At 67.6% G+C, this 23,018-nt stretch carries 18 protein-coding genes and 1 pseudogene; 5 read left to right on the top strand and 14 right to left on the bottom strand.

Annotated features, from left to right (window positions below; genetic code table 11):
- The first annotated feature begins 9 nt into the window (after positions 1-9).
- Complete coding sequence (locus CSW59_RS16980; RefSeq protein ID WP_099445138.1) at positions 10-426, top strand: organic hydroperoxide resistance protein; 417 nt, start codon at positions 10-12, stop codon at positions 424-426.
- 10 nt (positions 427-436) lie between these two features.
- The gene (locus CSW59_RS16975) at positions 437-883 is read left to right on the top strand and encodes a MarR family winged helix-turn-helix transcriptional regulator (protein WP_099445137.1); all 447 of its coding nucleotides are present in this window, start codon (positions 437-439) and stop codon (positions 881-883) included.
- Between the two features lie 95 nt (positions 884-978).
- On the opposite strand, the gene CSW59_RS16970 is transcribed toward CSW59_RS16975, so the two are convergent.
- Positions 979-1,410 (bottom strand): DUF4282 domain-containing protein, encoded by a 432-nt coding sequence (locus tag CSW59_RS16970; protein WP_201722830.1) that lies wholly within the window; start codon positions 1,408-1,410, stop codon positions 979-981.
- A gap of 71 nt (positions 1,411-1,481) precedes the next feature.
- Positions 1,482-1,898 carry a hypothetical protein gene (locus tag CSW59_RS16965; protein WP_099445135.1) on the bottom strand — a complete coding sequence of 139 codons (417 nt, stop codon included), beginning with the start codon at positions 1,896-1,898 and terminating at the stop codon, positions 1,482-1,484.
- 187 nt (positions 1,899-2,085) lie between these two features.
- Between CSW59_RS16965 and CSW59_RS16960 the strand changes: the two genes are divergently transcribed.
- Positions 2,086-3,411 (top strand): oxygenase MpaB family protein, encoded by a 1,326-nt coding sequence (locus tag CSW59_RS16960; RefSeq protein ID WP_099445134.1) that lies wholly within the window; start codon positions 2,086-2,088, stop codon positions 3,409-3,411.
- 98 nt (positions 3,412-3,509) lie between these two features.
- Positions 3,510-5,240 carry a subtype B tannase gene (locus tag CSW59_RS16955; RefSeq protein ID WP_099445133.1) on the top strand — a complete coding sequence of 577 codons (1,731 nt, stop codon included), beginning with the start codon at positions 3,510-3,512 and terminating at the stop codon, positions 5,238-5,240.
- A 61-nt stretch (positions 5,241-5,301) separates the two neighbouring features.
- Here the strand turns inward: CSW59_RS16955 and CSW59_RS16950 are convergent, their stop codons facing one another.
- From CSW59_RS16950 to CSW59_RS21935, 12 genes and pseudogenes are all read right to left on the bottom strand, one after another.
- Positions 5,302-6,345: an NAD(P)-dependent alcohol dehydrogenase gene (locus tag CSW59_RS16950; RefSeq protein WP_099445132.1), complete on the bottom strand. Its 1,044-nt coding sequence runs from the start codon at positions 6,343-6,345 to the stop codon at positions 5,302-5,304.
- A gap of 159 nt (positions 6,346-6,504) precedes the next feature.
- On the bottom strand, positions 6,505-7,893 hold the full coding sequence (locus CSW59_RS16945) for an OprO/OprP family phosphate-selective porin (RefSeq protein WP_099445131.1): 1,389 nt from the start codon (positions 7,891-7,893) through the stop codon (positions 6,505-6,507).
- A gap of 72 nt (positions 7,894-7,965) precedes the next feature.
- Positions 7,966-10,071, bottom strand: coding sequence for a flagellar biosynthesis protein FlhA (gene flhA / locus CSW59_RS16940; RefSeq protein ID WP_099445130.1), 2,106 nt, complete (start codon positions 10,069-10,071; stop codon positions 7,966-7,968).
- 249 nt (positions 10,072-10,320) lie between these two features.
- Complete coding sequence (gene flbD, locus CSW59_RS16935) at positions 10,321-11,688, bottom strand: sigma-54-dependent transcriptional regulator FlbD (protein ID WP_099445129.1); 1,368 nt, start codon at positions 11,686-11,688, stop codon at positions 10,321-10,323.
- Positions 11,689-11,756: 68 nt separating this feature from the next.
- The gene (gene fliN, locus CSW59_RS16930) at positions 11,757-12,089 is read right to left on the bottom strand and encodes a flagellar motor switch protein FliN (protein WP_099445128.1); all 333 of its coding nucleotides are present in this window, start codon (positions 12,087-12,089) and stop codon (positions 11,757-11,759) included.
- Between the two features lie 15 nt (positions 12,090-12,104).
- Entirely contained in the window at positions 12,105-12,743 is a 639-nt protein-coding gene (locus tag CSW59_RS16925) for a flagellar assembly protein FliH (RefSeq protein WP_099445127.1), read from the bottom strand.
- 10 nt (positions 12,744-12,753) lie between these two features.
- Positions 12,754-13,770, bottom strand: a complete 1,017-nt coding sequence (gene fliG, locus CSW59_RS16920; protein ID WP_099445126.1) for a flagellar motor switch protein FliG — start codon at positions 13,768-13,770, stop codon at positions 12,754-12,756.
- A gap of 5 nt (positions 13,771-13,775) precedes the next feature.
- Positions 13,776-15,425: a flagellar basal-body MS-ring/collar protein FliF gene (gene fliF, locus CSW59_RS16915; protein ID WP_099445289.1), complete on the bottom strand. Its 1,650-nt coding sequence runs from the start codon at positions 15,423-15,425 to the stop codon at positions 13,776-13,778.
- 265 nt (positions 15,426-15,690) lie between these two features.
- Entirely contained in the window at positions 15,691-15,972 is a 282-nt protein-coding gene (locus tag CSW59_RS16905; RefSeq protein WP_004621438.1) for a DUF1153 domain-containing protein, read from the bottom strand.
- A 167-nt stretch (positions 15,973-16,139) separates the two neighbouring features.
- Positions 16,140-17,834 carry a flagellar hook protein FlgE gene (gene flgE / locus CSW59_RS16900; RefSeq protein ID WP_099445124.1) on the bottom strand — a complete coding sequence of 565 codons (1,695 nt, stop codon included), beginning with the start codon at positions 17,832-17,834 and terminating at the stop codon, positions 16,140-16,142.
- A gap of 119 nt (positions 17,835-17,953) precedes the next feature.
- On the bottom strand, positions 17,954-18,667 hold the full coding sequence (locus CSW59_RS16895) for a flagellar hook assembly protein FlgD (protein WP_099445123.1): 714 nt from the start codon (positions 18,665-18,667) through the stop codon (positions 17,954-17,956).
- Positions 18,668-18,676: 9 nt separating this feature from the next.
- A pseudogene (locus tag CSW59_RS21935) lies at positions 18,677-19,222 on the bottom strand (flagellar hook-length control protein FliK); the annotation flags it as partial.
- A 1,682-nt stretch (positions 19,223-20,904) separates the two neighbouring features.
- On the opposite strand from CSW59_RS21935, the gene flgK reads away from it, so the two are divergent.
- The gene (flgK, locus tag CSW59_RS16885; protein WP_099445122.1) at positions 20,905-23,016 is read left to right on the top strand and encodes a flagellar hook-associated protein FlgK; all 2,112 of its coding nucleotides are present in this window, start codon (positions 20,905-20,907) and stop codon (positions 23,014-23,016) included.
- Positions 23,017-23,018: the final 2 nt, after the last annotated feature.

Below are 23,018 nucleotides of genomic sequence, written 5' to 3'. Positions count from 1 at the left end.
AGTTTCGCCATGACCACCCTGTACACCACCCGCGCCACCGTCATCGGCGGCCGCGAAGGCCATGCCCGCAGCGAGGACGGCCTGCTGGACGTGCAACTGTCGATGCCCAAGTCGCTGGGCGGCAAGGAGACCGGCACCAATCCCGAGCAGCTGTTCGCCGCCGGCTACGCCGCCTGTTTCCAGAGCGCGATGGCGCATGTCGCCCGCACCCAAAAGATCGCCCTGACCGGCTCGACCGTCACGGGTCAGGTGGGCCTCGCCAGCGCCGGCGCGGGCTTTGCGCTGGAAGTCGCGCTGGAGGTCGAGACCCAAGGTCTCAGCCAGGCCGACGCCGAGGCCCTGGTCGCCACCGCCCACCAGGTCTGCCCCTATTCCAACGCCACGCGCGGCAATGTCGACGTGGCCATCAGCGTCAAGGCGGCGTAAGCCAGTCGACATGACAGAGAAACCCGCGTCATCCGAGCGCCCTGTCGAGGTCCTGCGCCTCGACAACCAGCTGTGCTTCGCCCTCTACGGCGCGGCCAACCGGATGACGCGGCTCTATCGGCCGATCCTGGACGCTTTGGGCCTGACCTATCCGCAGTATCTGGCCATGCTGGTGCTGTGGGAGCAGAGCCCGCGCACGGTCGGCGCCCTGGGCGACGCGCTGGATCTTGATTCCAGCACCCTGACCCCGCTGCTCAAGCGGCTGGAGGCGGGCGGCCTGATCGCGCGCCGCCGCGATCCGGACGACGAGCGACGGGTGATCGTGGCCCTGACCGACAAGGGTTTAGCGCTGCGGGAGCAGGCGGTGAGCGTTCCGGAAAAGCTGCTCTGCGCGCTGGACCTGCCGCTGGAGGCCGTCACGACCTTGCGCGAACGGCTGAAGACGCTGGCGCGGTAGGAGGCTTCGCCTCCTCTTCCCGTGTCATGCCGGCCGTAGCGAAGCGGAGAGCCGGGATAACACACGGAATGGGGCTCTGAATTGACGTCCCGCCCCTACTCCTCAACCGGCTGGGCCTGGCGGCGCGCCATGAAGGTGGCGTGGTCGGCGTCGCTGGTCTGGCGCAGGGCGCGCAGGTCTTCGCTGATGCGGAAGATGGCGACGTAGAACTCACAGAACGCCCGCCACAGCAGCACCAGCGCGCCGGCGACCAGCAGGCCGGCGACCAGCACGGGGAAGGCCAACAGCAGCGAGCCGACGCCGGGCTCCTTCAGCGCCAGACCCACGGCCGCGCCGACGACCGAGAAACCAAACAGGGCCACGACGCCCAGGCCCGCCCAATAGATAAAGTGGATCACCGGCCCGGTGACCAGGCGGTCGAACGTCAGAAGATCCCAAAGCAGCGAGTTGGACCCACGCTTGGTCTTATTGGCCGGAGGCATACGGGAACCCCAAGTCGGCGGAAAACCGCCCCTTTGCAGGGCCATCGCTAGCAGCGAGAAGCCCGCTCGGCAATGCCGTGCGGGCTTCCCTTGTCATCGTCGTGGGAAACGATGGCCTACTGCGGCTTGGCGGCGGCGACGGTCGCGTCGATCTGGGCCTTGGTGGCCGTGGTCGAGACGCTGCCGTCCGCGCCGGTGCTCAGGCTGTTGCCCGGCAGGGCGAACGTCACGCCGCCGTTGGTGACGATTACGTTGGTCGAGCCGTCGGCGCCGGTGCTGGTCCCCGTGATCTGGCCGACCGGAACGCCCTGGGCGTCCTTCACGGCCATACCGACCTTGAAGCTGGCGACATTAGCCGAGCTGGAGGTGGCGGCGCTGTCGGCTGGGTTGGCCGAGGACGCGTCCGGGCTGGCCATGGTCTGGCCGGGCGAGGTGGTCTGGCCCGGCGCAGTCGTGGTCGTGCTCTGGGCGTAGGCGGCGCCGGCGAACGTCAGGGACGCGGCGGCAACGAGCAAGGTCAGCTTGTTGGTCATCTAAACTCTCCGTCGAGGCCCCACCCGGCGGAAAAAACGTGACCTCGCCAAACCGGTTCCGTCGAACCATCCGCGTCGCACCGCTTTTCCGTATCAAGGCCGTGGCGAGTAGCCTCGCCTCCAGATTGGCGTACCTTACATGCGCGATAGCCGGACCAGCGAAGGTCCGCGACGTCACGAGGATCCGATGAACACGCCGCTGGACCAGGTCCTGGCCAAGGTCGCCTCGCAGAAGACCGCCCTGCCCGCGCTCTATGGCGATATCGACTTCGACCTCACGCCCGAGCGGTTCACGACCGACCCGAGGCAGAGCGTCGCGCCCAGGCTGGCGCGGGCCAAGCTCGATCCCGACAAGATCGCCCTGATCAAGGCCTACACCATGCTGGGCGACATCGTGGCCGACGCCTACGCCGCCCTGATGCCGCGCTACGGCTTTCGGCCGCTGGTCGAGATGCTGACCAAGGCCTGCGACGAGGGGATCGCGGCCGTGCCCGACGCCCCGCCGGAGCTCGTCGCCTTCATCGCCGACATGGAGCGTGTCCCCGCGTGGCTCGACATGGACCTGGTCCGCGAAGGCCAGCGCCTGGACCGCAACGCCGCGGCCAACCTCGGGCCCTTCGCGATCCGGGGCGCGTTCATCGCCACCTTCATGAACAAGTACGCCGCCCTGCCGATGGCCCTGACCGGGACCCTGTCGAATGACACGGCCGCCCGGCGGGTCAACGAGACGGCGACCTTCTTCACCGCCACCCTGCTGCCTGGCTCACTTGAGCGGCATGGCGCCGGGTTCCGCGCGGCGGCCATGGTGCGGCTGATGCATTCGATGGTGCGGTTCAACGCCCTCAAGCGCTCCAACCTCTGGGACGTCGGGGTCTATGGAATCCCGATCCCGCAGGTCGATCAGATGCCGGCCGGGCTGATCCCGATCTTCCTGATGAGCTACAAGATCGTCGGCGAGGGTCGCCAGACCTTCACGGCCGAGGAACGCGCCCGGGTCGAGCTGGCCCGCTATCGCTGCTTCCTCTTGGGCCTGCCCGAGGACCTGCTGGCCGACACGCCGCAAGGGGTGGTCGACACCATGAACGCCCGTAGCGCCACCCTGCGCGCCGGCTTCGACGACGCGACCTGCGGCGAGCTGGTCCGCGCCACGCTGAACGCCTATCTGCTGCCCGACGAGCGCCCCGAGAACCGCCTGTTCGACCGGGTCGAGCGCGGCTTCTCCAAGGTGTTCTTCCTGCGCAACTTCATGAACGGCGACGTGGCGGCCGCCAAGCGGATGGGGGTCGAGATTGGGCCCCGCGACTTTATGCTGTTTGGCCTGGTGGCCCTGCTGGTGACCAGCCAGCTAACCGCCTACCGCCTGGCCCGGCGGGTCCCGGGGCTCTCGGACCTGGCCGATGCGCGGCTGGTGGGCCGGCTGAAGCGGCAGCTCAAACGCTACGGCCACGCCGAGTTCACCTCGGACGCCGAGACCTACCGACCGGCCGCCGGGGCCAAGCCGGCGGCGGTGTGATCGCGGGCCGTGCAACGCGGCTGCAAACGATCGGACATGCGCTCGCCAGAAAGCGGCGCTAGGCTTGGCGGATGATACAAGAACAACGAAGCGCACGCATGCGGCTTGTCGGTCTTCTGGCCTTCACCTGTCTGGCGGGCCTGACTCCCTTGGCGGCCAAGGCGGCCGGCGCTGACACCCTGACCTTCGACCCCAACAGCTTCACCACGGTCCATATCACGCTGGACGGACAGCCGATGGAGGTGCGCCGCTACCAAATGGTCTATGTCGCCAAGCCGGTCGAGATCGACGTCACCAAGCGCGCGAGCCTGGGCGGAGCGCCCGCCGGCGGCCCCGCGCCCACCGCGAACGGAACCGCGCCGCCGAACGGCCAGGGCCCGATGGCCAGCTCCACCGACCCGCTCGCCTGGCAGTCGATGTACGTCTACGTCCCGGCGACCAGCACGGCCGACGCCAAGACCGCGATCATCCTGCAAGTGAACAACGGCGGCTGGATGGCCAGCCCGGCCCGCGACATCGTGCGCGAGGGCGCGGCGCTCTCCAGCACCAGCGACACTGACAACACCGGCGCGGCGCTGAAGGCCGGCTATGTCGTCGTCAGCGCCGGGACCCGCAGCCGAGGCATTGTCGACACCAAGGGTGACTGGGCGGGCAAGGCGCCGGCCGTCGTCGTCGACGCCAAGGCCGCCATCCGCTACCTGCGCAAGAACGACGCGGTGATGCCGGGCTCGGCCGAGCGCATCGTGATCACCGGCACCAGCGGCGGCGGCGGGCTTTCGGCGGCCGTGTCGGCCAGCGGGAACAGTCCAGACTACCTGCCCGAACTGGCCGCCATCGGCGCGGCGGGGATCGACGCAGCTGGCCGCAGCACGGTCCGCGACGACGTCTTCGCCACTATCGCCTACTGCCCGATCAACGACCTGGGCCACGCAGACGCCGCCTATGAGTGGCAGTACGGTGGCTTGCGCACGGCGTCGAACAGCCCAGCCAGCGCCGTCGACGCAGCCCACCAAGCCGGCTCCAAGACCCTGGCGGAGGCCTATCCGGCCTATCTGGAAAGCCTGGGCCTGAAGGACGCGAGCGGCGCGCCGCTGACCGTCGCGACCCTGCCCGCCGCCATCGTCGCTATGGTCAAGGCCAGCGCCGAGGACGCCCTGGCGCGCGGGACCAAGATCCCAGCGCTGGGCGAGGACTTCGAGATTGCCCGGCGCGGCCCGCCGGGCGCGGCCTCGACCGGGGTCACCAAGCTGAAGAACGACTGGCTGACGATCGAGAACGGCAAGGTCACGGCCATCGACTACGGCCAGTACCTGGCCTTCGTCGCCGCCAACCAGACCCTGAAGGGCGTGCCGGCCTTCGACTCCAGCGGCAACACGGGGAATAAGGGCGTCACCGGCGAGAACAGCCTGTTCGGCTCGGCCAAGGTCCAGTACGCCAACTTCTCAGCCTATGGCTGGGACCACAACGACACCGCCGGCGACGGCTCGGGCCGTGACGATACGGGCAAGGACTGGGCGGCCTATACCGCCGGCGAGGGCGCGGCCCTGGCCCGCCAGATCAAGCTGGTCAGCCCCATCCCCTATCTGACGTCGCGGACGACGACGGTGGCGCCCTACTGGTACGTGCGCCACGGCACGATCGACCGCGACACGGCGTTCGCCGTACAGGCTACGCTGGCCGCCGCGATCAACAACAACCCGAAGGTCAAGCAGGCCAACGTCAAGCTGGCCTGGATGCGCGGTCACGCCGGCGACTACGACGTCCAGGAAGCCTATGGCTGGCTGGCGAGCGTGCTGCGCCAGGCGGGCGATCCGAAACCCGCCACCTGAGACGACAAGGGTTCAAGGGCCGGAAGCACGCGCCTCCGGCCCTCATGATCGGGCGAGCCGCCTACAGCGTCGCCATGTCGATCACGAAGCGGTAGCGCACGTCGCTCTTGTGCATGCGCTTGTAGGCCTCGTTGATCTGGTCGATCGAGATGGTCTCGATCTCGGCGACGATGTTGTTCTCGCCGCAGAAGTCGAGCATCTCCTGGGTTTCCTTGATCGAGCCGATCATCGAGCCAGCCAGGGTGCGGCGGCCAGGGATCAGGGCGAAGGCGTGCAATTGCACAGGCTCTTCGGGCGCGCCGACGATGACCATGGTCCCGTCGACCTTCAGCAGGGCCAGATACGCGCCCCAGTCGATGCCGGCCGAGACCGTGCAGATGATCAGGTCGAACGTGTCGGCCAGGGTCTCGAAGGTCTTGGGGTCATTGGTTGCGTAGTAGTGGTCCGCGCCCAGGCGCAGGCCGTCGGCCTGCTTGGACAGGGTCTGGCTCAGCACCGTGACCTCGGCCCCCATGGCGTGGGCCAGCTTGACGCCCATGTGGCCAAGGCCCCCCATGCCCAGGATCGCGACCTTCTTGCCGGGACCGGCGTTCCAGTGGCGCAGCGGCGAGTACAGCGTGATGCCTGCGCACAGCAGCGGCGCGGCGGCGTCCAGCGGCAGGTTCTCCGGGATCGACAGAACGTAGTCTTCCTTGACCACGATGTGGTCGGAATAGCCGCCATAGGTCGGGGTGTCCGAGCCCGGCTCGAAGGCGCTGTAGGTCAAGACGAGGCCCGGCTGGTACTGCTCGCGATCCAGGTCCCGGGCGGCCTTGCAAGTGACGCAGCTGTCGACGAAGCAGCCAACGCCGACGGGATCGCCTTCCTTGAACTTGGTGACATTGGCGCCGACGGCGGTGACCACGCCCGCGATCTCATGGCCCGGCACGATCGGATAGACGCTCTGGCCCCAGCCGTTGTCGACCATGTGGATGTCGGAGTGGCAGACCCCGCAGTACTTGATCGAGATGACGACGTCGTCGGGATTGGGATCGCGGCGCTCGAACGTGAACGGCGCCAGGGGCGCGCCGGCGGCGGGCGCCGCGTAGCCTTTAGCGGTGGCCATTGGATAGTCCTTGGATTTGGAGATCGCGATCGGGGGAGGATCGCGTGCGGGGAGACTTGCCATATGGGGCCGCGACGGCGGTAGACCAATCCTGCGGACGGCCTTGCACGATCCTACGAAATGCGTGGGGGCGCAGACGCCCCCGAGGCCGGCGCCAGGCTAGAAGTCCAACTCCATCCGCGCTCCGGCGACATTGACCTTGTAGTCGCGGTCGCCGTTTCGCAGCGGCGTGGCGTCCTGATAGATCAGCAAGCCGTAATTGACGTTGAAGCGCAGGTACTCCAGCGGCTGCCAGACCAGCGCCGCCAGCCAGGCGTCCTGCTGGCCGCCGACCACGCCGCGATCGTTCATGTCGAGGTAGTCGTACCGGACATTGAGCTGCAGCGCGCCCAGACCGCCAGCGCCCAGAGGCTTGGACGGCTTGGTGCGGTCGAACTGGCCGCCCTTGTAGCCGCGCGTATCTTTAGTCAGGAAATAGCCAAGCTCGGCATAGCCCCCGAAGAAGGTCGGGCGCATCCCGGTCGTCAGCTCGGCCTCCTGCCAGTGGGTCTCGGCCGCGCCGTGCCAGCGGCCGCTGACGAAAGCGCCCTCCAGGCCATAGTGCACCTCCTCGCTGACCGGCAGCGAGGCTGTTCCAATCAACCGGCTGTTGCTGGTGTGGAGATATGGCCGCTGGCGGTAGCGGGTTCCGGCGTCCGTGACGCGTTTCAGGGTCCGCCAGTGGGCCGAACCGCCCAGATGCAGCTGGGTCTTGCCCAGCTTGGGTGCATAGACGGCTCGCCCGTCCAGGCCGTAGCTGTTGTTCTCGTCGCCGCCGGCGGGACCGTCGCTGCTGTTGGAGAGCGCGGTGATGTCGTCGGAGAACAGGCCGCCCTGCAGCACCCATGGGCCCTTCTCGTACTGGGCCGAGACGCCCAGGCGGCGTTCGAAATTGAAGGCGTCGGTGAAGGCCGCGCGCTCCATGAAAGAGCCCACGGTGTCGCCGGTCACCTCGTCCAGCGACTGAAACTGGTTCTGGTTACCCGCCGCCAGGAGCCAAGACCCGGCCTTGTAGGTCACGAAGGTGTCGACCAGATCCAGGTTGTTGTCCGAAAGCTCGAGCTCCAGCTTGTAGCCGACCCCCGCCCCCAGGCTGCCCTCGCCGCCCAGCCGGATGCGGCGCATCTCGGCGCCATAGCCCAGGCCCCGATCAACCAGCCCGCCGGGCGCGTCGATCTGGCCAACGTCGATCTGGATGCGGCCCTTGGCCTTGAACGTGCGGCCAGCGCTGGAAAACTGCGGAGAGCCCCGCCAGGTGATCTCGGTCGGCGCCGACGCGGGCTTTGACGCCGGGGGCGCCGCCTTGGCGACAGCGGGCGCTGGCGGGGCGCTGGTCGCCGCATCGAGCCGCTGCTCCATCTTCTGGAGCTGGGCGCGCAGCGTGGCGATCTCGCTCCGCAGCGCCGCCACGTCGTCGGGACTCAGTTGATCCTGGGCAAGAACGGACGTGGGCGCCAGAAGGGCGCCCGTCGCGCCCAGCGCGACAAGAGACGTGCGGACGGGATGCAAAACACCACCTTGGAAATGAGCCCTGGCCTGGGCCGACTGTCACACTTCCATGACGGTTTTGCAAAACCCTAGCTAGACCATACCGACCGTTCGCAACCGCGCGCGGGGGTGGATCTCGTTCTGGCTCATCACGACGGTTTGGCCGCGGAAGCGTTCGATGATCGAGCGGACGTAAGGACGAACGCCGGGGCTGGTCAGCAGAACCGGCGCTTCACCGGCCAGGGCCGCGCGTTCGAAAGCGTCGCGGACGCCCCGGATGAAGTCCTGCAGGCGCGAGGGCGGCAAGGCCAGCTGCTTGTCGTCGCCGGGACCGATCAGGCTTTCGGCGAAGGCCTGCTCCCAGTCGGCCGACAGGGTGATGATCGGCAAGGCGCCGTCGTCGCCACGGTTGGCCCAGCACAGCTGGCGGGCCAGGCGCGCGCGCACCTGCTCGACCAGCAGGGTGACCGAGGCCGTATGCGGCGCGGCCTCGCCGACACCTTCCAGGATCTGCGGCAGGTCGCGGATCGAGACCCGCTCGCGCAACAGCGACTGCAGCACGCGCTGGACGGTGGCGGCGGTGGCCGTGCCGGGGATCAGGTCGTCGACCAGCTTCTTCTGCGCCTCGGGCAGCTCCTTCAGCAGCTTCTGGACCTCGGCATAGGACAGCAGGTCGGCCATGTTCTCCTTGAGGATCTCGGTCAGGTGCGTGGTCAGCACCGTGGCCGGATCGACGACCGTGTAGCCGCGGAAGGTGGCCTCCTCGCGCAGGTCGTCGGCGATCCAGGTGGCCGGCAGGCCGAAGGCCGGCTCGCGCACGTGCTCGCCCGGCAGCTCGACCTGACCGCCGCGCGGGTCCATGCACATCAGCATGCCCAGCCGCACCTCGCCGGCGCCGGCCTCCATCTCCTTGATGCGGATGGCGTAGCCCTGGTTGGCCAGGCGCATGTTGTCCAGGATGCGGACCGGCGGCATGACGAAGCCGTACTCGCTGGCCAGGGTCTTACGCAGGGCGCGGATCTGGTCGGTCAGCTTGCGCCCGTCCAGGTCGTTGATCAGGGTCAGCAGGCCGTAGCCCAGCTCGATCTTGACGTCGTCGATGGCCAGGGAGGCGCTGATCGGCTCTTCCTCGGCCTCGGCGGGCGCGGCCGCCTCAAGCGCGGAGGGGTCTAGGGCGGCGGGCGCCTTGGCGTCCTGGATGCGCTTATAGGCCAGCAGGCCCGAACCGAGCGCCACGGCGGCGAACGGCAGGATCGGCATGCCGGGGATCAGGGCCATGACGCCTGACGAGGCCGAGACCATACCCAGGCCGACCGGGTTCATGGCCAGCTGGGTGGTCAGGGCCTTGTCGGCCGAGCCTTCGACGCCAGCCTTGGAGACGACCATACCGGCGGCGATCGAGATGATCAGGGCCGGGATCTGACTGACCAGGCCGTCGCCGATGGTCATGATGGTGTAGGTCGAGGCCGCCTCGCCGAAGGGCAGCTTGTGCTGCACTACGCCGATGATGATGCCGCCGATGACGTTGATCGCCGTGATGATCAGGCCGGCGATCGCGTCGCCCTTCACGAACTTGCTGGCGCCGTCCATGGCCCCGAAGAACGTGCTTTCCTGCTCCAGCTCTTTGCGGCGGAGCTTGGCCTGGTCCTGGTCGATCAGGCCCGTCGACAGGTCGGCGTCGATGGCCATCTGCTTGCCGGGCATGGCGTCCAGGGTGAAGCGGGCCGCCACTTCGGCGATCCGGCCCGACCCCTTGGTCACGACCATGAAGTTCACGACGATCAGGATGATGAAGACGATCACCCCGATGACGAAGTTGCCCTGCATCATCAGGTGGCCGAACGCCTCGATGACCGCGCCGGCCCCGCCGGTGCCCTCCTGGCCGTGGGCCAGGATCAGGCGGGTCGAGGCGATGTTCAGGCCCAGCCTGAACAGCGTGGCGACCAGCAGGACGGTCGGGAACGAGGTGAACTCCAGCGGCCGCTTGATCAGGATCGCCGTCATCAGGATCAGCACCGATCCCGTCAGCGAAATGGCCAGCAGAATGTCCAGCAGGAAGGCCGGAACTGGCAGGATCAGCAGAACGATGATGCCGACGACGCCCAGCGCCAGGCCCATCTCGCCGCGCAGCAGGCCGTCGACCAGCGACTTGGCGCTGGGAACGGATCGAGCGGCTGTCGGGGCGGCGGCGTCGGCCATTCGGAACCTTGTTAAGGTGAAGGTCTAGCGGACCAGCGATTGAAGCGATTTGCGGTCCGCCGCCATATCCTTAATGAAAATTAGCCATGTTCGGCGCCGGACCGATGGTCGCGGCGCCGCGACATCTTGGCCCAAGGACCGGAACGCACATTTTCCTGTCATCCCGGACGGCCGAAGGCCGATCCGGGACCACGGCAAGCACCGGGCCTGTAGCGGTCCCGGCTTTCGCCGGGATGACAGCGGAGATCATCAGGCCGCCGCGCCAATCCCGCCCTGCGGCGGCGGCACAGGCACGCCGGCGTCGGAATATTCCTTCAGCTTGTTGCGCAGGGTGCGGATCGAGATGCCCAGGATGTTGGCCGCGTGGGTGCGGTTGCCCAGGCAGTGCTCCAGGGTGTCGATGATCAGCTTCTGCTCGACCTCGGCCACCGTCGAGCCGACGAAGGCGCGCGAGACGGCGTCGGCGGCCATCTGGGCCCCGCGCGCCACCGCCACGTCCGGCGCCGGCGCCATCGGCTGGCCGTCGGGCAGACGGATGGCGAACTCCTCGATCTCCGGACCGGTGGACAGCAGCACCGCGCGGTGCATGGCGTTTTCCAGCTCGCGGACGTTGCCCGGCCAGCGGTGGGCGATCAGGCGGCGCTTGGCCTCGGCCGAGATCGGCTTCTCCTGGATGCCGTTGGCGGCCGAGTACTTCTTCACGAAGAACTCGCACAGGCTCATCACGTCGCCCGGACGCTCGCGCAGCGGCGGCAGGCGCAGGTTTACGACGTTCAGGCGATAGAGCAGGTCTTCGCGGAACGTGCCGTCCTTGACGGCCTGGGCCAGGTCGCGGTTCGAGGTGGCCAGGATGCGGATGTCGACCTTGACCGGCTTGGCGCCGCCGACGCGGTCGATCTCGCGCTCCTGGATGGCGCGCAGCAGCTTGGCCTGCAGGCGGGCGTCCATCTCGCTGATTTCGTCCAGCAGCAGGGTGCCGCCGTTGGCTTCCTCGAACTTGCCGACGCGGCGGGCCATGGCGCCGGTGAAGGCGCCCTTCTCGTGGCCGAACAGCTCGCTTTCCAGCAGGTTTTCCGGGATGGCCGCGCAGTTGACGCTGATGAACGGCGCCTTGGCCCGGCGGGACTTGCCGTGGACGTAGCGGGCCATGACCTCCTTACCCGAGCCGCTCTCCCCGGTGATCAGGATCGAGGCGTCGGAGGGGGCGACCTGGTCGGCCAGCTTGATGACCTGCTCCATGGCCGGATCGCGGACGATCATCGGGCGCTCGTCGTCGGTGACGGCGGCCAGGACGGCGGCGATCAGCTCGGCGTCCGGCGGCAGCGGGATGAACTCCTTGGCGCCGGCCTTGATGGCGGCGGCGGCGCGCATCGGATCGGCGTCGACGCCGCAGGCCACCACCGGCACCCGGATCCGCTCGGCCTCGTTGGCCGTGATCAGGCCGGCGATGTCGAGGGCGTAGTCGACCATCAGAAGGTCGGCGCCCTGCCCCGCCCGCAGCGCGTTCGTCGCCTGCTCCGTCGTTTCGACGTGCGAGACCTTGGCCCCCGCGTTCATCGCCATCTTCACGGCGACCGAGAGCTGCCCGTTCAGTTTTCCGACGACCAGAAGCCGCATCTCTTACTCTCCCGAAGCCCTTCCGAGGGAAGAACCCAAATCCTTGAAGTCCTTGACGATCCGGAACCTTAGTTCTGGTCGCCGTCCTTGATGATTTCCGTCATGGTCACGCCCAGGCGCTCGTCGACGACGACGACCTCGCCCCGGGCGACCAGGCGGTTGTTGACGTAGATGTCGATCGCCTCGCCGACCTTGCGGTCCAGCTCCAGGATCGAGCCCTGGCCCAGCTGCAGCAGCTGGGCGACCGACATGTTGGCCCGCCCCAGCACGGCGGAGATGTTGACCGGCACATCGAAGACCGGCGCCAGGTCGGAGGCGGTCTTGTCGGCGATCTCGACCGGCATTTCGGAGGCCAGCATCTGGCCGCCGAATTCGTCGAGGGTGAGGTTGTCTTCGGCCATCGGGTTCAGCCTTGCTTATGAGAACATGGGTTCGGCGTGGAGGCCTTCGGCGGCGATGGCCGCCTCAAGCGCTTCGGCGACGCGCTGGGCGGCGCCGTCTGGATCGAAGGCCGCGCGGCCCTCGCCCCAGTCGAAGGTAAAGGCGGCCGGCGGCATGGCGCCGTCGGCGCGCGCGACGATCTGGCCCTGGTAGCCGATCTGCGCCGCGACGTTTTCCAGCGCCTGCTGGGTGCGCTCCTCCATCTCGGGCGAGACCCGGACAAAGATGCGGGGCTGGGCCTCGACTTCGCGGGCCAGGGCCTCCAGGGCGGCCGTCACCGGCGCCTCAGGGAACCGGGCGAGGGCCGCGTCGGCGATCTTGCGCCCGCAGGCCAAGGCCAGCATGGCCGCGCCCTCGCGGTGCTCGTGGGCGACATGGGCCAGGGCGCCGAACGCTTGGCGCACCGCGCCGGCGATGTCGCCCAGAGCATGGGCGGCCTCCTGCTCGGCGCGCGCCACGGCCGAGCGTTCGCCCTCGGCATAGGCCTGGGCCTTGGCGGCCTCGACCTCTTCGAGGGTGAAGTTCTTCTTCACCTTCGGCGCCTCGTAGGCGACGCCGCCACGATCGTCGAAGACCGTGTCGAAGGCGAATTTGCGAGGGGGAGTGTCGATCATGCCATCCGCCTCAGTAGATCAGCTCGTCTTCGCTGCCCGAACCGGCCAGCATGATCTCGCCCTTGGCGGCCAGGTCCTTGGCGACCTGGACCATGCCCACCTGGGCGGCGTCGACGTCCTTCAGGCGCACGGGGCCCATGCTGTCCATGTCCTCGCGCATGATCTTGGCGGCGCGCTCGGACATGTTCGAGAAGAACATGTCCCGCAGCTTGTCCGAGGCGCCCTTCAGGGCCAGGGCCAGTTGCTCCTTCGGCGTGGAGCGCAGCAGGGTCTGGATGCCGCCGGGATCCAGCTTCGACAGGTCCTCGAACACGAACATCAGGGCCCGGATGCGCTCGGCGGCCTCGCGGTTGCGCTCTTCCAGGGCGGCGATGAAGCGGGCCTCGGTCTGGCGGTCGAAGTTGTTGAAGATCTCGGCCATCATCTCGTGGCTGTCGCGCTTGGAGGTGCGCGCCAGGTTCGACATGAACTCGGTGCGCAGCGTCATCTCGATCTTGTCGAGGATTTCGCGCTGCACCGGCTCCATGCGCAGCATCCGCGTCACGCATTCCAGGGCGAAGTCTTCGGGCAGGCAGGCCAGCACGCGGGCGGCGTGGTCGCTCTTCACCTTCGAGAGCACCACGGCGACGGTCTGGGGGTACTCGTTCTTCAGATAGTTGGCGAGCACGGCCTCGTTCACGTTGCCGAGCTTGTCCCACATGGTTCGACCCGCCGGACCGCGGATCTCTTCCATCAGCTGGTCGACCTTGTCGGCCGGCATGAACGACGCCAGCAGGCGCTGGGTCTGCTCATACGAGCCCATGATCGCGCCGGTCGAGCTCATGCCCGACACGAACTCGACCAGCAGGTCTTCCACGACCGAGGCCGAGACGGTGCCCAGGCCCGCCATGGCCTGGGAGACTTCCTTGATTTCCTCGTCGTCGAGCGCTTCCCAGATGCGGGTGTGCTCTTCGCCCAGAGCCAGCAGCACGATGGCCGCCTTTTCAGGCCCCGAAAGCTTCTTGACGTCGTTGACTGCGACTTTCATGGCCGTCAGCTCGACTCATGCAGCCAGTTGCGCAGGATCGCGACCGACTCTTCGGGGTGCTTTTCGACGAACTCCGACACGCGCTTGATGGACGAAGCCTTCACCTGGCCTTCGATCTTGGCGATGTCGATCCGCGAGTCGATGTCGCTGACGGGGCCGGCGATGGCCAGAGGCTCGCCGTCCTCGTCGACCACGACCTGCTGCTGGGTGCCGTCCGACAGGGTGATCATGCGGGTCACCGGCGCGCCGGAGCTGGGCAGGGCGGCCACGACGTTCGGCTCCGACAGGTTCTTGATGAACGGACGGACCGCGAACAGCAGGATCAGGATCGCCACGATGCCCAGCACGCCCAGCTCGGCGAAGCGCATGATGTCGTTCTTGTCGAAGCCGGCCAGCAGACCCTGCTTCTCCAGACCCTGGTCCTCGGGCTGCGGGAACTTGATGTTGGTGACCCTGACCTGGTCGCCCCGCTCGGCGTCGAAGCCGATGGCGGTCTTCACCAGCTCTTCGATCTGCTGGATCTCCTGCTGGGTGCGCGGGGTGTAGGCGCCGGGCTTGCCGTCCTGGCCCATCGGGGCGGTGACGCCGTCGATGGCCACGGCCACGGCGACCTTGGTGAGGGCGCCCGGCTCCTGGACGGTGGTCTTCACCGACTTGGAGATCTCGTAGTTGGTGACGCTTTCGTTGGCGCCGGCGCGCGACCCCAGCTGCTGGAAGCCGTTGGCGCCCTGGCCCGGAACATTAGCGGCCGCAGTGGCGCCGGCATTGTCCTCGTTCTTGTTCTCTTCGCTGTTCGACTCGTTGGTGCTTTCCGAGCGGATAACCTGACCATCCGGATCGAAGCGCTCTTCCTGGGTCGTGACGCGGTTCAGGTCCAGCTCGGCGGTGACGTTGACCCGCGCCTTGCCCGGACCCAGCACGCCGTCGATCATGTCCTTGACGGTCTTGGCGATGCGGGCCTCGGCCTCGGTCTTGCGGTCCTGAGCTTCCTTGCCGGCCAGGCTCTCGTCGCTGGGGGCCGACAGGGTCTTGCCGTGCTGGTCGATGACCGCGACCTTCTCGGCCTTCATGTTCGGAACCGAGGACGAGACCAGGTTCTGGATGGCGTGGACCATGTCGGACGACGGCTCGCGCGAGCCCACGCCGATGGTGACGGCGGCCGAAGGCTGCTCGGCGTCTTCCTCAAACAGCTGGCGCTTGGGCAGAACCAGGTGGACGCGGACGCTATTGACGCCCTGCATGGCCTTGATCGTGCGCTCCAGCTCGCCCTGCAGGGCGCGCTGACGGTTCAGCTGCTGGACGAAGTCGGTCTGCCCCAGGGCGTTGCCGCCATCAAAAATCTCGTAGCCGATCGAGCCGGAGCTCACGAGCCCCTTGCCGGCGACCATCAGACGGGCGCTGGCGACCTTGTCGCGCGGCACCAGGATGGTCGAGCCATCGCCCTTGGCCTCGAACTTGATGCCGGCCTGGCTCAGAGCCTGGGTAACCTCGGAGGCCTCTTTCAGGTCGAGGTTCGAATAGAGCAGCTCATTGGGCTCCTTACCCATGAACATGATGAGGGCCACCAGCACGGCCACAACGCCCGCACCGACGCCCAGCATCGCGGCCAACCGACCGACACCGAACCTCTGAATCGAACCCAGAAAGCTTTCCACGAAGCCCCATCCCCTGATCATCGACCCCAGCGGGGACGCCCGGCGAACGCGAACGAAGCGCGCGTCGGTAGGCAGGATTTACCCAGTACAAGGTAAACGAGGCGTTTATATTTGGCGGAGGAAGCGACGCCTTGGGGCGCCAAAACGTCGCGGCCGCGCCCCAGGGGGCGCGGCCGCTGAACGTCGTCAAACCCTTTTAGCGCAAGGCCTTCGGGGCTTTCGATGTAAGCCGGGACGGTCAAGGCGACGCACCCCCAGCTCCAGATTAACGATACTGCTGGATCCGAGTGGTCCGCAGGCCCGCCATTCCGTGGCGTTCAATCGACTGCTGCCAAGCGAGGAACTCCTCGTTGGTCAGCTTGTAGCGGTCACAAGCCTCGTCCAACGAGAGCAGGCCACCGCGAACGGCGGCCACGACCTCGGCCTTGCGACGGATGACCCAACGCTGGGTCTCCGGCGGCGGCAAATCGGACAGGGTGAGCGGCGCGCCGGTGGGCCCGATCACATACTTCTCACCCCGGCTGTTCGTGCGCTGCTGCTGCAACATGGCTTTACGCCTTTCCCACAACCATCACTGTTGGAGGCCACTATAGGCGCCGCCCAATAACAGCGGCTTAATTCCAATAGTAAAGAAAGGCCTAAACAAGACGGCTCTCAGCACTCCCTCGTGTCTCAAGGTGAGACACGAGTATTAAAGAAGGTTAAATCCGCCAATTAGCGTTTAATATTCAGCAGCTCCTCAAGCATCTGATCCGCTGTCGTGATGATTTTCGACGAGGCGGAATAAGCACGTTGCGTGGTGATCAGGCCGGTAAACTCGGTCGAAAGGTCCACGGTCGACGCTTCCAAAGTAGAAGGCGCCAGCGAACCGGCCCCGCCCTGCCCCGGCGTCTTAAGGCTGTAAGTGCCGCTTTCGTTGGTGACGCGATAGGCGTTTCCGTTAACGCCCTTTAGACCATTCGGGTTCGAGAAGGTGGCGACCGCGACCTGGGCGATCCGGCGGGTGACGCCGTTGTCGAAGATGGCCGAGACATAGCCGTCGTCATCGACCTCGATGCTGGTCAGGTTACCGAACGCCGTGCCGTTGGTGTTCACCGACTGAACGACCGACTGGCTGTTGTACTGGGTCAGGCCGCCGGCGGCGCTGGCCAGGTCGATCTGGACGGCCTGGGTGTCGATGCCGAGACTTGCGGCCCATTCAACCGGGGCGGGAGACGGCGCTGGGGTGGTCGGCGTGGTGCCCGACGCGCCGATCGTGATCGAGGTCGGGTTGGTCGTGCCGAACAGGTTGCCAGTGTCCTTCAGCTTGCCGTCGGTGGTGAACTCGATGATGCCGCTGCTGATCAGGCCGTTGGACTGGAACTGCAGGTCGCCGGGCTTGGCGCGCAGTTCGGCGTACCACTGGTTCGGACCGGGGGCCTTAAGCATCGACAGGGTGACGGTGCGCTGACCGCCCTTGGAGTCCGACAGCGGAATCTGGATCTCGAAGTCCGGCTTGACGCCGACATTGGCCGGCGTGGTCTTCAACTGGTCCAGCGCGTAGTCGGCCATCGAGTTGGTGGCCGGGTCGTAGAAGCCGGCCGCACTGTCCAGACCCAGATCGGCGAGGTCGACCGTAGTCGCGCCTAGCGTCATGGTCGTGGTGTTCGCGCCCGGCAGGGTGCTGGCGGTGATGGCGTAGGGCGCGGTCGACGCATAGGTCACTGTGCCGCTGCCGACCAGAACGCCGTTTTCATAGACCTCGGCATCGTACTCATAGTTCGTGCCTGTCGGGGTGTAGTTGACCGTGAAGTTGTGCAAACCCGGGGTAGGCGCGGCATTGTCGGCCACGTCGGTCTTGGTGACGCTCAGCGACGAGGAGACCGGCTGCTCGGAGCGCAGGTTGGCGTTGACGCCGACGCGGGTGGTCTTCTCGGCCGTGCCGCCGACGGTGCCGACATTGATCGAGTGCAGCTGCATCAGGTCGGACGGATCGGGCGTGATCGCGCCCGTGACCGGATCGGCCAGCCAGCCTTGCAGGTAGAGGCCCGCGTCGTTGCGCAGATAGCCCAGGCTGTCCAGCTGGAACGAACCGGCGCGGGTGAACGACCGAGTGTCGGCGGCCGTGACGTTTTCCGGCTTCTCGGTCGCGACGAAGAAGCCCGAGCCCGAGATCGACAGGTCCAGGTTCGAGGTCGTCGACTGGGTCAGGCCTTGCTGGCTGATGAACTGGTGGGTCTGGGCCTTCACGCCGCCGGCGCTGTAGGTCTGGTTCTTGCCGCCCGAGGTGACCAGGGTCGAGAAGTTCGAGCTGGAGCGCTTGAACCCGACCGTGTTGACGTTGGCGATATTGTCCGAGATCGCCGCCAGGGCGGACGAGTTGGCGACCAGACCGGAGACGCCGGCGAGCATGGCGCTGTTGATGCTCATAACGGTAATCCTGCGTTGAAGGGGTTCGAGGGTTCAGCGCGGTTTGCGTTTGGATCCGGGGGAAGACCGTCTTCCGGGGATCGCGTCGGCGTCGTTCTGACGCCCGGTCGATGGGGTGATTAAGCGGTAGTGGTGGTCGGTGTTGTGGTGGTGGCTGCGGCGGCGGTGATGCCGATGACGTTGTCGATGGCGATGGTCTTGCCGTCGATGATGACATTGGTCTGGCCGGTCGAGCTGTCGACGGCGGTGACGACGCCCTCGGTGCGGCCCTTGATGTTGGAGACCTTGATCTCCTTGCCGTCGCCGCCGGCGGCCTTAACGTTGATCGAGTAGACGCCGCCGTCGGCCAGCTTGGCCCCCGCGTCGTCCTTGCCGTCCCAGGTGAGGGTGTGGGCGCCGCTCTTCTGATCGTCGGGCTTCAACGTGCGGACCACCTTGCCGGCGGCGTTCTTGATCTCGACCTCCAGAGAGATCGAGGCGCTGGCCTGGGTCCAGGAGAAGGTCGCCTTGCCGTCCTTCAGGGTCGAGCTGTCGGTGAGCGCGGTGACCTGCTTGCCGATCATCGAGACGCCTTCGGACAGGCCCGTGCCGGTGTTCATCCCGACCAGCGCCGCCAACAGGTCATTGGTGACCAGCTGCTGCTCGACGCCAGTCATCTGAGTGATCTGTTGCGTCATCTGGGTCGTGTCGGTCGGCGACAGCGGGTCCTGGTTCTTCAGCTGCGTCGTCAGCAGCTTCAGGAAGGTCTCGGTGTTAGTCGCCACCGAGTTCTTGCCGTTGTTGATCCGGTCAAGGACGGAGGTGGTGTTCTGTGAAGAGACGGCGGTGGCCATGGGCGTTTCCTAGATCCGGATGTCCAGGCCGCTGTCGGCGGCCGTCTTCAGGCCGGGCAGCAGGTCGGAGGGGGTGACGACGATCTCTTCTTCAGCGGTCATGGCGGCCTGGAACGCGCGGCCCGAGAAGGCGCGCTGGCCCTGGTCGCCCCAGCCCTCGAAGGCGAAGAAGGCGTTGGGGTTCTGGCCGTTGTTCTGGCTGGAGACGTCGAAGGACAGGGCGTTGTCGGCGACGTTGAAACCGGCGTCGGCAAGCGCCTGACGAAGCTCGCCGGCCTTGCTGCGCAGCTCCTGCGCCGCGTGAACGGTGTCGAACCGCATGGAGGCGGTCAGGGCGCCGTCACGCGCGATCTCGATACGCACGTCGACCTTGCCCAAGCCGTCCGGCGTTAGGGCGACGTCGAAGCGGGTGGTCTTGCCGTCGGCCTTCTTGGCGATCTCGGCCGACAGGGCCGCGACGGTCTCCGGCGAACCGCGCACCGGCGCCGCCGTCGCGGCGGGAGCCGAAGCATTGGCGCCGAGGGCCGGGGCTACGGGCGGCGGCGGGGCGGTCGGAGCCGGGGCGCTGGCTTGGACCGGCGCCTCGGCCACGGCCACATTGGCCGCATTCGCGCTCTTGGCCTCGCCAGCGACCTCGTTGGGATTGGCGGCGAGATTGGCGGAGGCTTCCGCGCCCTCCACGGCGGTCACGGCTTGGGCGGTTTCGGTCGGAACCGCGTCCGCAGCCTTGGCCTGGATCAGATGCGGCGCGGGGGCCTTGGTGGTTTCGACTGGCTTGGCGGCGGTCGGCGCGGCCTCGAGCGTTTCGGGCGTTTCGGCGACGTCCGCCGTGACCTCGGCGGCGGCGACTTCCGCCGCGACCGGGACGGCGGCGTCCTCGGCGGCGACCGCGAGCTGAGCGGCGACCGGAGCGGCCGACGGCGCGGCGATCTGGCTGGCGACGACCTTCGGCGTCTCGACCGGCGACTTGGGCGCCTCGGCCGCCTTGGGCTGGGCCAAGGCCGGGGACGAACCCTGGGCGACCGTCTGGTCATCGACGAGCGTCGGCGCGCCCTCTTCGGCCGTCAGCTTGGACAGCGCCTCAAGCGCAGCGGCGTCGATGGCGGCGCCGTCTGCGGGCGCTGCAGCGGCGGCGGCCATCGCGACAGCATCCTGACCGGCCAGGGGCGCGGGCGGCGCGACCGGGGCGGGCGTCGGCGCGGCCAGATCGGCGGCCTTGGCGATCGTGGACGTCTCGGCGACGGCTGGGATCAAGGTGGCAAGAGCGGGCGCGGCGCTGGTCGCGACGGCGGACGTCTCGACGGCCGTCTCGACAACGGCCTCTTCCCCCTGGGCCTGGACCGGCGCTTGCAGGGGCGCGGCCATCGCCGCGATCAGGGCGGCGGCGGCGGCGGCCTGGGCCGCGGCGTCGGTCTGGACGGCGTCCTGGCCGACGACGGCGTCGGCGACCTGCTCGGTCTTGGGCTCGGCCTGGTCGGCGGCTGCGTCCAGCTTGTCGGCGGCCGTATCGGCGACCTGATCCTTGTTGGCGCCGTCTTCGGCCCGGTCAGCACGGTCGGCACGGGCGTCCTGAGCCGCGTCGGCCCGATCAGCCGCGCCGGAGCCGGCCCGGGCCTCGGCCCTGGCGGGCTTGTCGGCGAGTTTGGAAGGCCGCGTGTCGTCGTCGCGGGAGTCGCTCTTGGACTCGGCGCGCGCCGAGGCGCGGGGCGCGGGCGTGTCGTCCTTGCGGCCAGCGATGGCCATCAGGGCGTCGAACCCGTCATTGGCCGACTTCGCGCCGACGGCCGGGGTCGGCGCGGCGGGAAGAGCGGCGGTGGATGCGGCGATCGCGGTCATTCGCAGTCGAAGCTCGGTTGGCGGCGGTCCATGACGAACGCGCCTTTGCCGCCTTCCCCAAGCAACGGTCGGGCCAACTCGCCAGAACACCACCAAGTCGTTGTTTTTATTTCAGATTAATGGACCGTTTACGATCTCTGGACCGGCTTGAAGCGGCGCTTTTTGCCCAGTCAGGAGGCCGGGCGAGGACGGGACTTGCCGCGTCGGCGGGTCGCGGGGCCAGTTGGCGCCCTACTTGCGCATGACATCTCGTCGAACATCCGACCAACGGAACCATTCGCCATGAAATTCAATGGCTTGGCATATATCGGGATCGTGATCCCCACCCCGCCCCGGCAAGTTTCGCCGGGCAAGGACGCGTCGTGCGTTGCGCGGTTTGCCGAGCTGAAAGGATCGCCCTCATGTCCCTGAACTCGATCATGGGCACGGCGACGTCCGGCATGATGGCGGCCCAGACGGGCCTGCGCGTCACCTCGGACAACATCGCCAATGTCAACACCAAGGGCTATGTCCGCAAGACCGTCTCGCAGTCGAACCTGCTGTCCAACGGCATGGGCGTGGGCGTCAGCATCGACGCCATCAAGCGCGCGAGCGACCGCTTCTTGCAGACCGCCAGCCTGAACGCCGCAGCGGACAGCGGCCGCGCGACGGCGATCGCCGAGTCCCTGAACAACGTGCAGCAGCTGTTCGGCGACCCGACCACCTCGTCGAGCTTCTTCTCGCGCCTCGACGACATCTTCACCGCCTTCTCGGCGGCGCAGGACGACCCCACCTCCACGCTGCTGCGCAGCCAGGCCCTCACGCGCGTGGATCAGTTCTTCAGCGAGTCCGCCCGCATCACGGCCGAGATCTCGAAGCTGGGCAAGGACGCCGACGGCCGGATCTCGGGCGATGTCGACCGCGTGAACGATCTGCTGAGCCAGATCGACAGCCTCAACACCGACATCACCCGCGCCAAGATCGGCGGAGCGGACGCCACGGGCGCGGAGAACGTGCAGAGCGGCCTGGTCGACGAGCTGTCCCAGCTGATGAACATCCAGGTCACGCCGCGCGGCATGGGCGGCGTCGTGGTTCGCTCGACAGAGGGCCTGCCCTTGGCCGGCGACGGCGCGGCGAAGGTCACCTATCAGACCTCGCCCACGGCCACTGGATATCTGACGGTGCAGTTGGCCAACGGCTCTCCCGTGCCGATTCCTCTCAATATCTCCAGCGGCGAGATCAAGGGCCTGCTGGAGATGCGCAACACCCAACTGATCGGCATGTCCGACCAGCTGGGCGAGTTCACAACCCGCGCGGCCGAAGAGATCAACCGCGCTTCCAACGCCTCCTCGTCCGTGCCGGCCCCCACCAGCCTGACGGGCCGGAACACGGGCCTGGACGCCCAGGCGGCAATCACCGGCTTCACTGGGAAGACGACGGTCGCCCTGACCGACGCATCGGGCGTGATCCAGCGTCGGATCGACATCGACTTCGACGCCGGGACCATGACCGTCAACGGCGCGGCCGGCCCGGCCTTCACCTCGGCCAACTTCATGACCCAGCTGAACACGGCCATGGGCGGCATGGGCACGGCCGGGTTCTCGAACGGCGCCCTGTCGCTATCGGGCTTCAGCGGCCTGGGCGTCGCGGTCGCTGACGACGCCACGACCCCGTCCAGCAAGATCGGCCAGGGCTTCAGCCACTATTTCGGTCTCAACGACATCGTCCGCAGCACGGGCTACTCGCCCTACGAGACCGGCCTGACGGCGACCTCGCCGCATGGCTTTGGCACGGGGACCATGACCATCCGCCTGACCGACGTCGAAGGCGGCCGGATCCGGGACGTGGTGATCACCCCGCCAGTGGGCGGCACCATGCAGAACCTGATCGACGAGCTGAACTCGCGCGGCTCGGGCGTCGGGCTCTACGGTACGTTCTCGTTGAACGCCAAGGGCCAGATGTCCTTCTCGTCAAACACCACCAACCCGGTGACGATGTCGGTGGTCGCCGACACCACCGAACGGGGCGCCGGCGGGCCGTCGATCAGCCAGCTGTTCGGCGTCGGTCCGGCCGAGCGGAGCACCCGCGGCGAGAAGTTCTTCGTCGACACGGCGATGGACCAGAACCCGTCGCTGGTCCCCTTCGCCAAGCTGGACCTGACCCAGACCGTCGGCGGCCAACCCGCCCTGGCGATCGGCGATGGTCGGGGGGCCCTGGCCCTGGCGAAGTCCGGCGACACCACCACGGGCTTCTCGGCGGCGGGCGACGGCTCGGCCGTGACCATGAGCGTCTCGCGCTACGCGGCGGACTTCAGCGGCGCCATCGCCCGCAAGGCCGCCACGGCCGAGAGCCGCAAGGACTCCGCCGAAGCCGTCGCCGAAGAGGTCGACAGCCAGCGCCAGTCCGAAGAGGGCGTGAACCTCGACGAAGAACTGATCAACCTGACCACCTACCAGCAGGCGTACAACGCCTCGGCCCGCCTGATCCAGGCGGCCAGGGACATGTACGACGTGCTCACCGGACTTGTGAGGTAAGC

Source organism: Caulobacter sp. BP25 (assembly GCF_002737755.1).
Lineage (GTDB): Bacteria > Pseudomonadota > Alphaproteobacteria > Caulobacterales > Caulobacteraceae > Caulobacter.
This window is presented reverse-complemented; position numbering and strand designations above follow the sequence as displayed.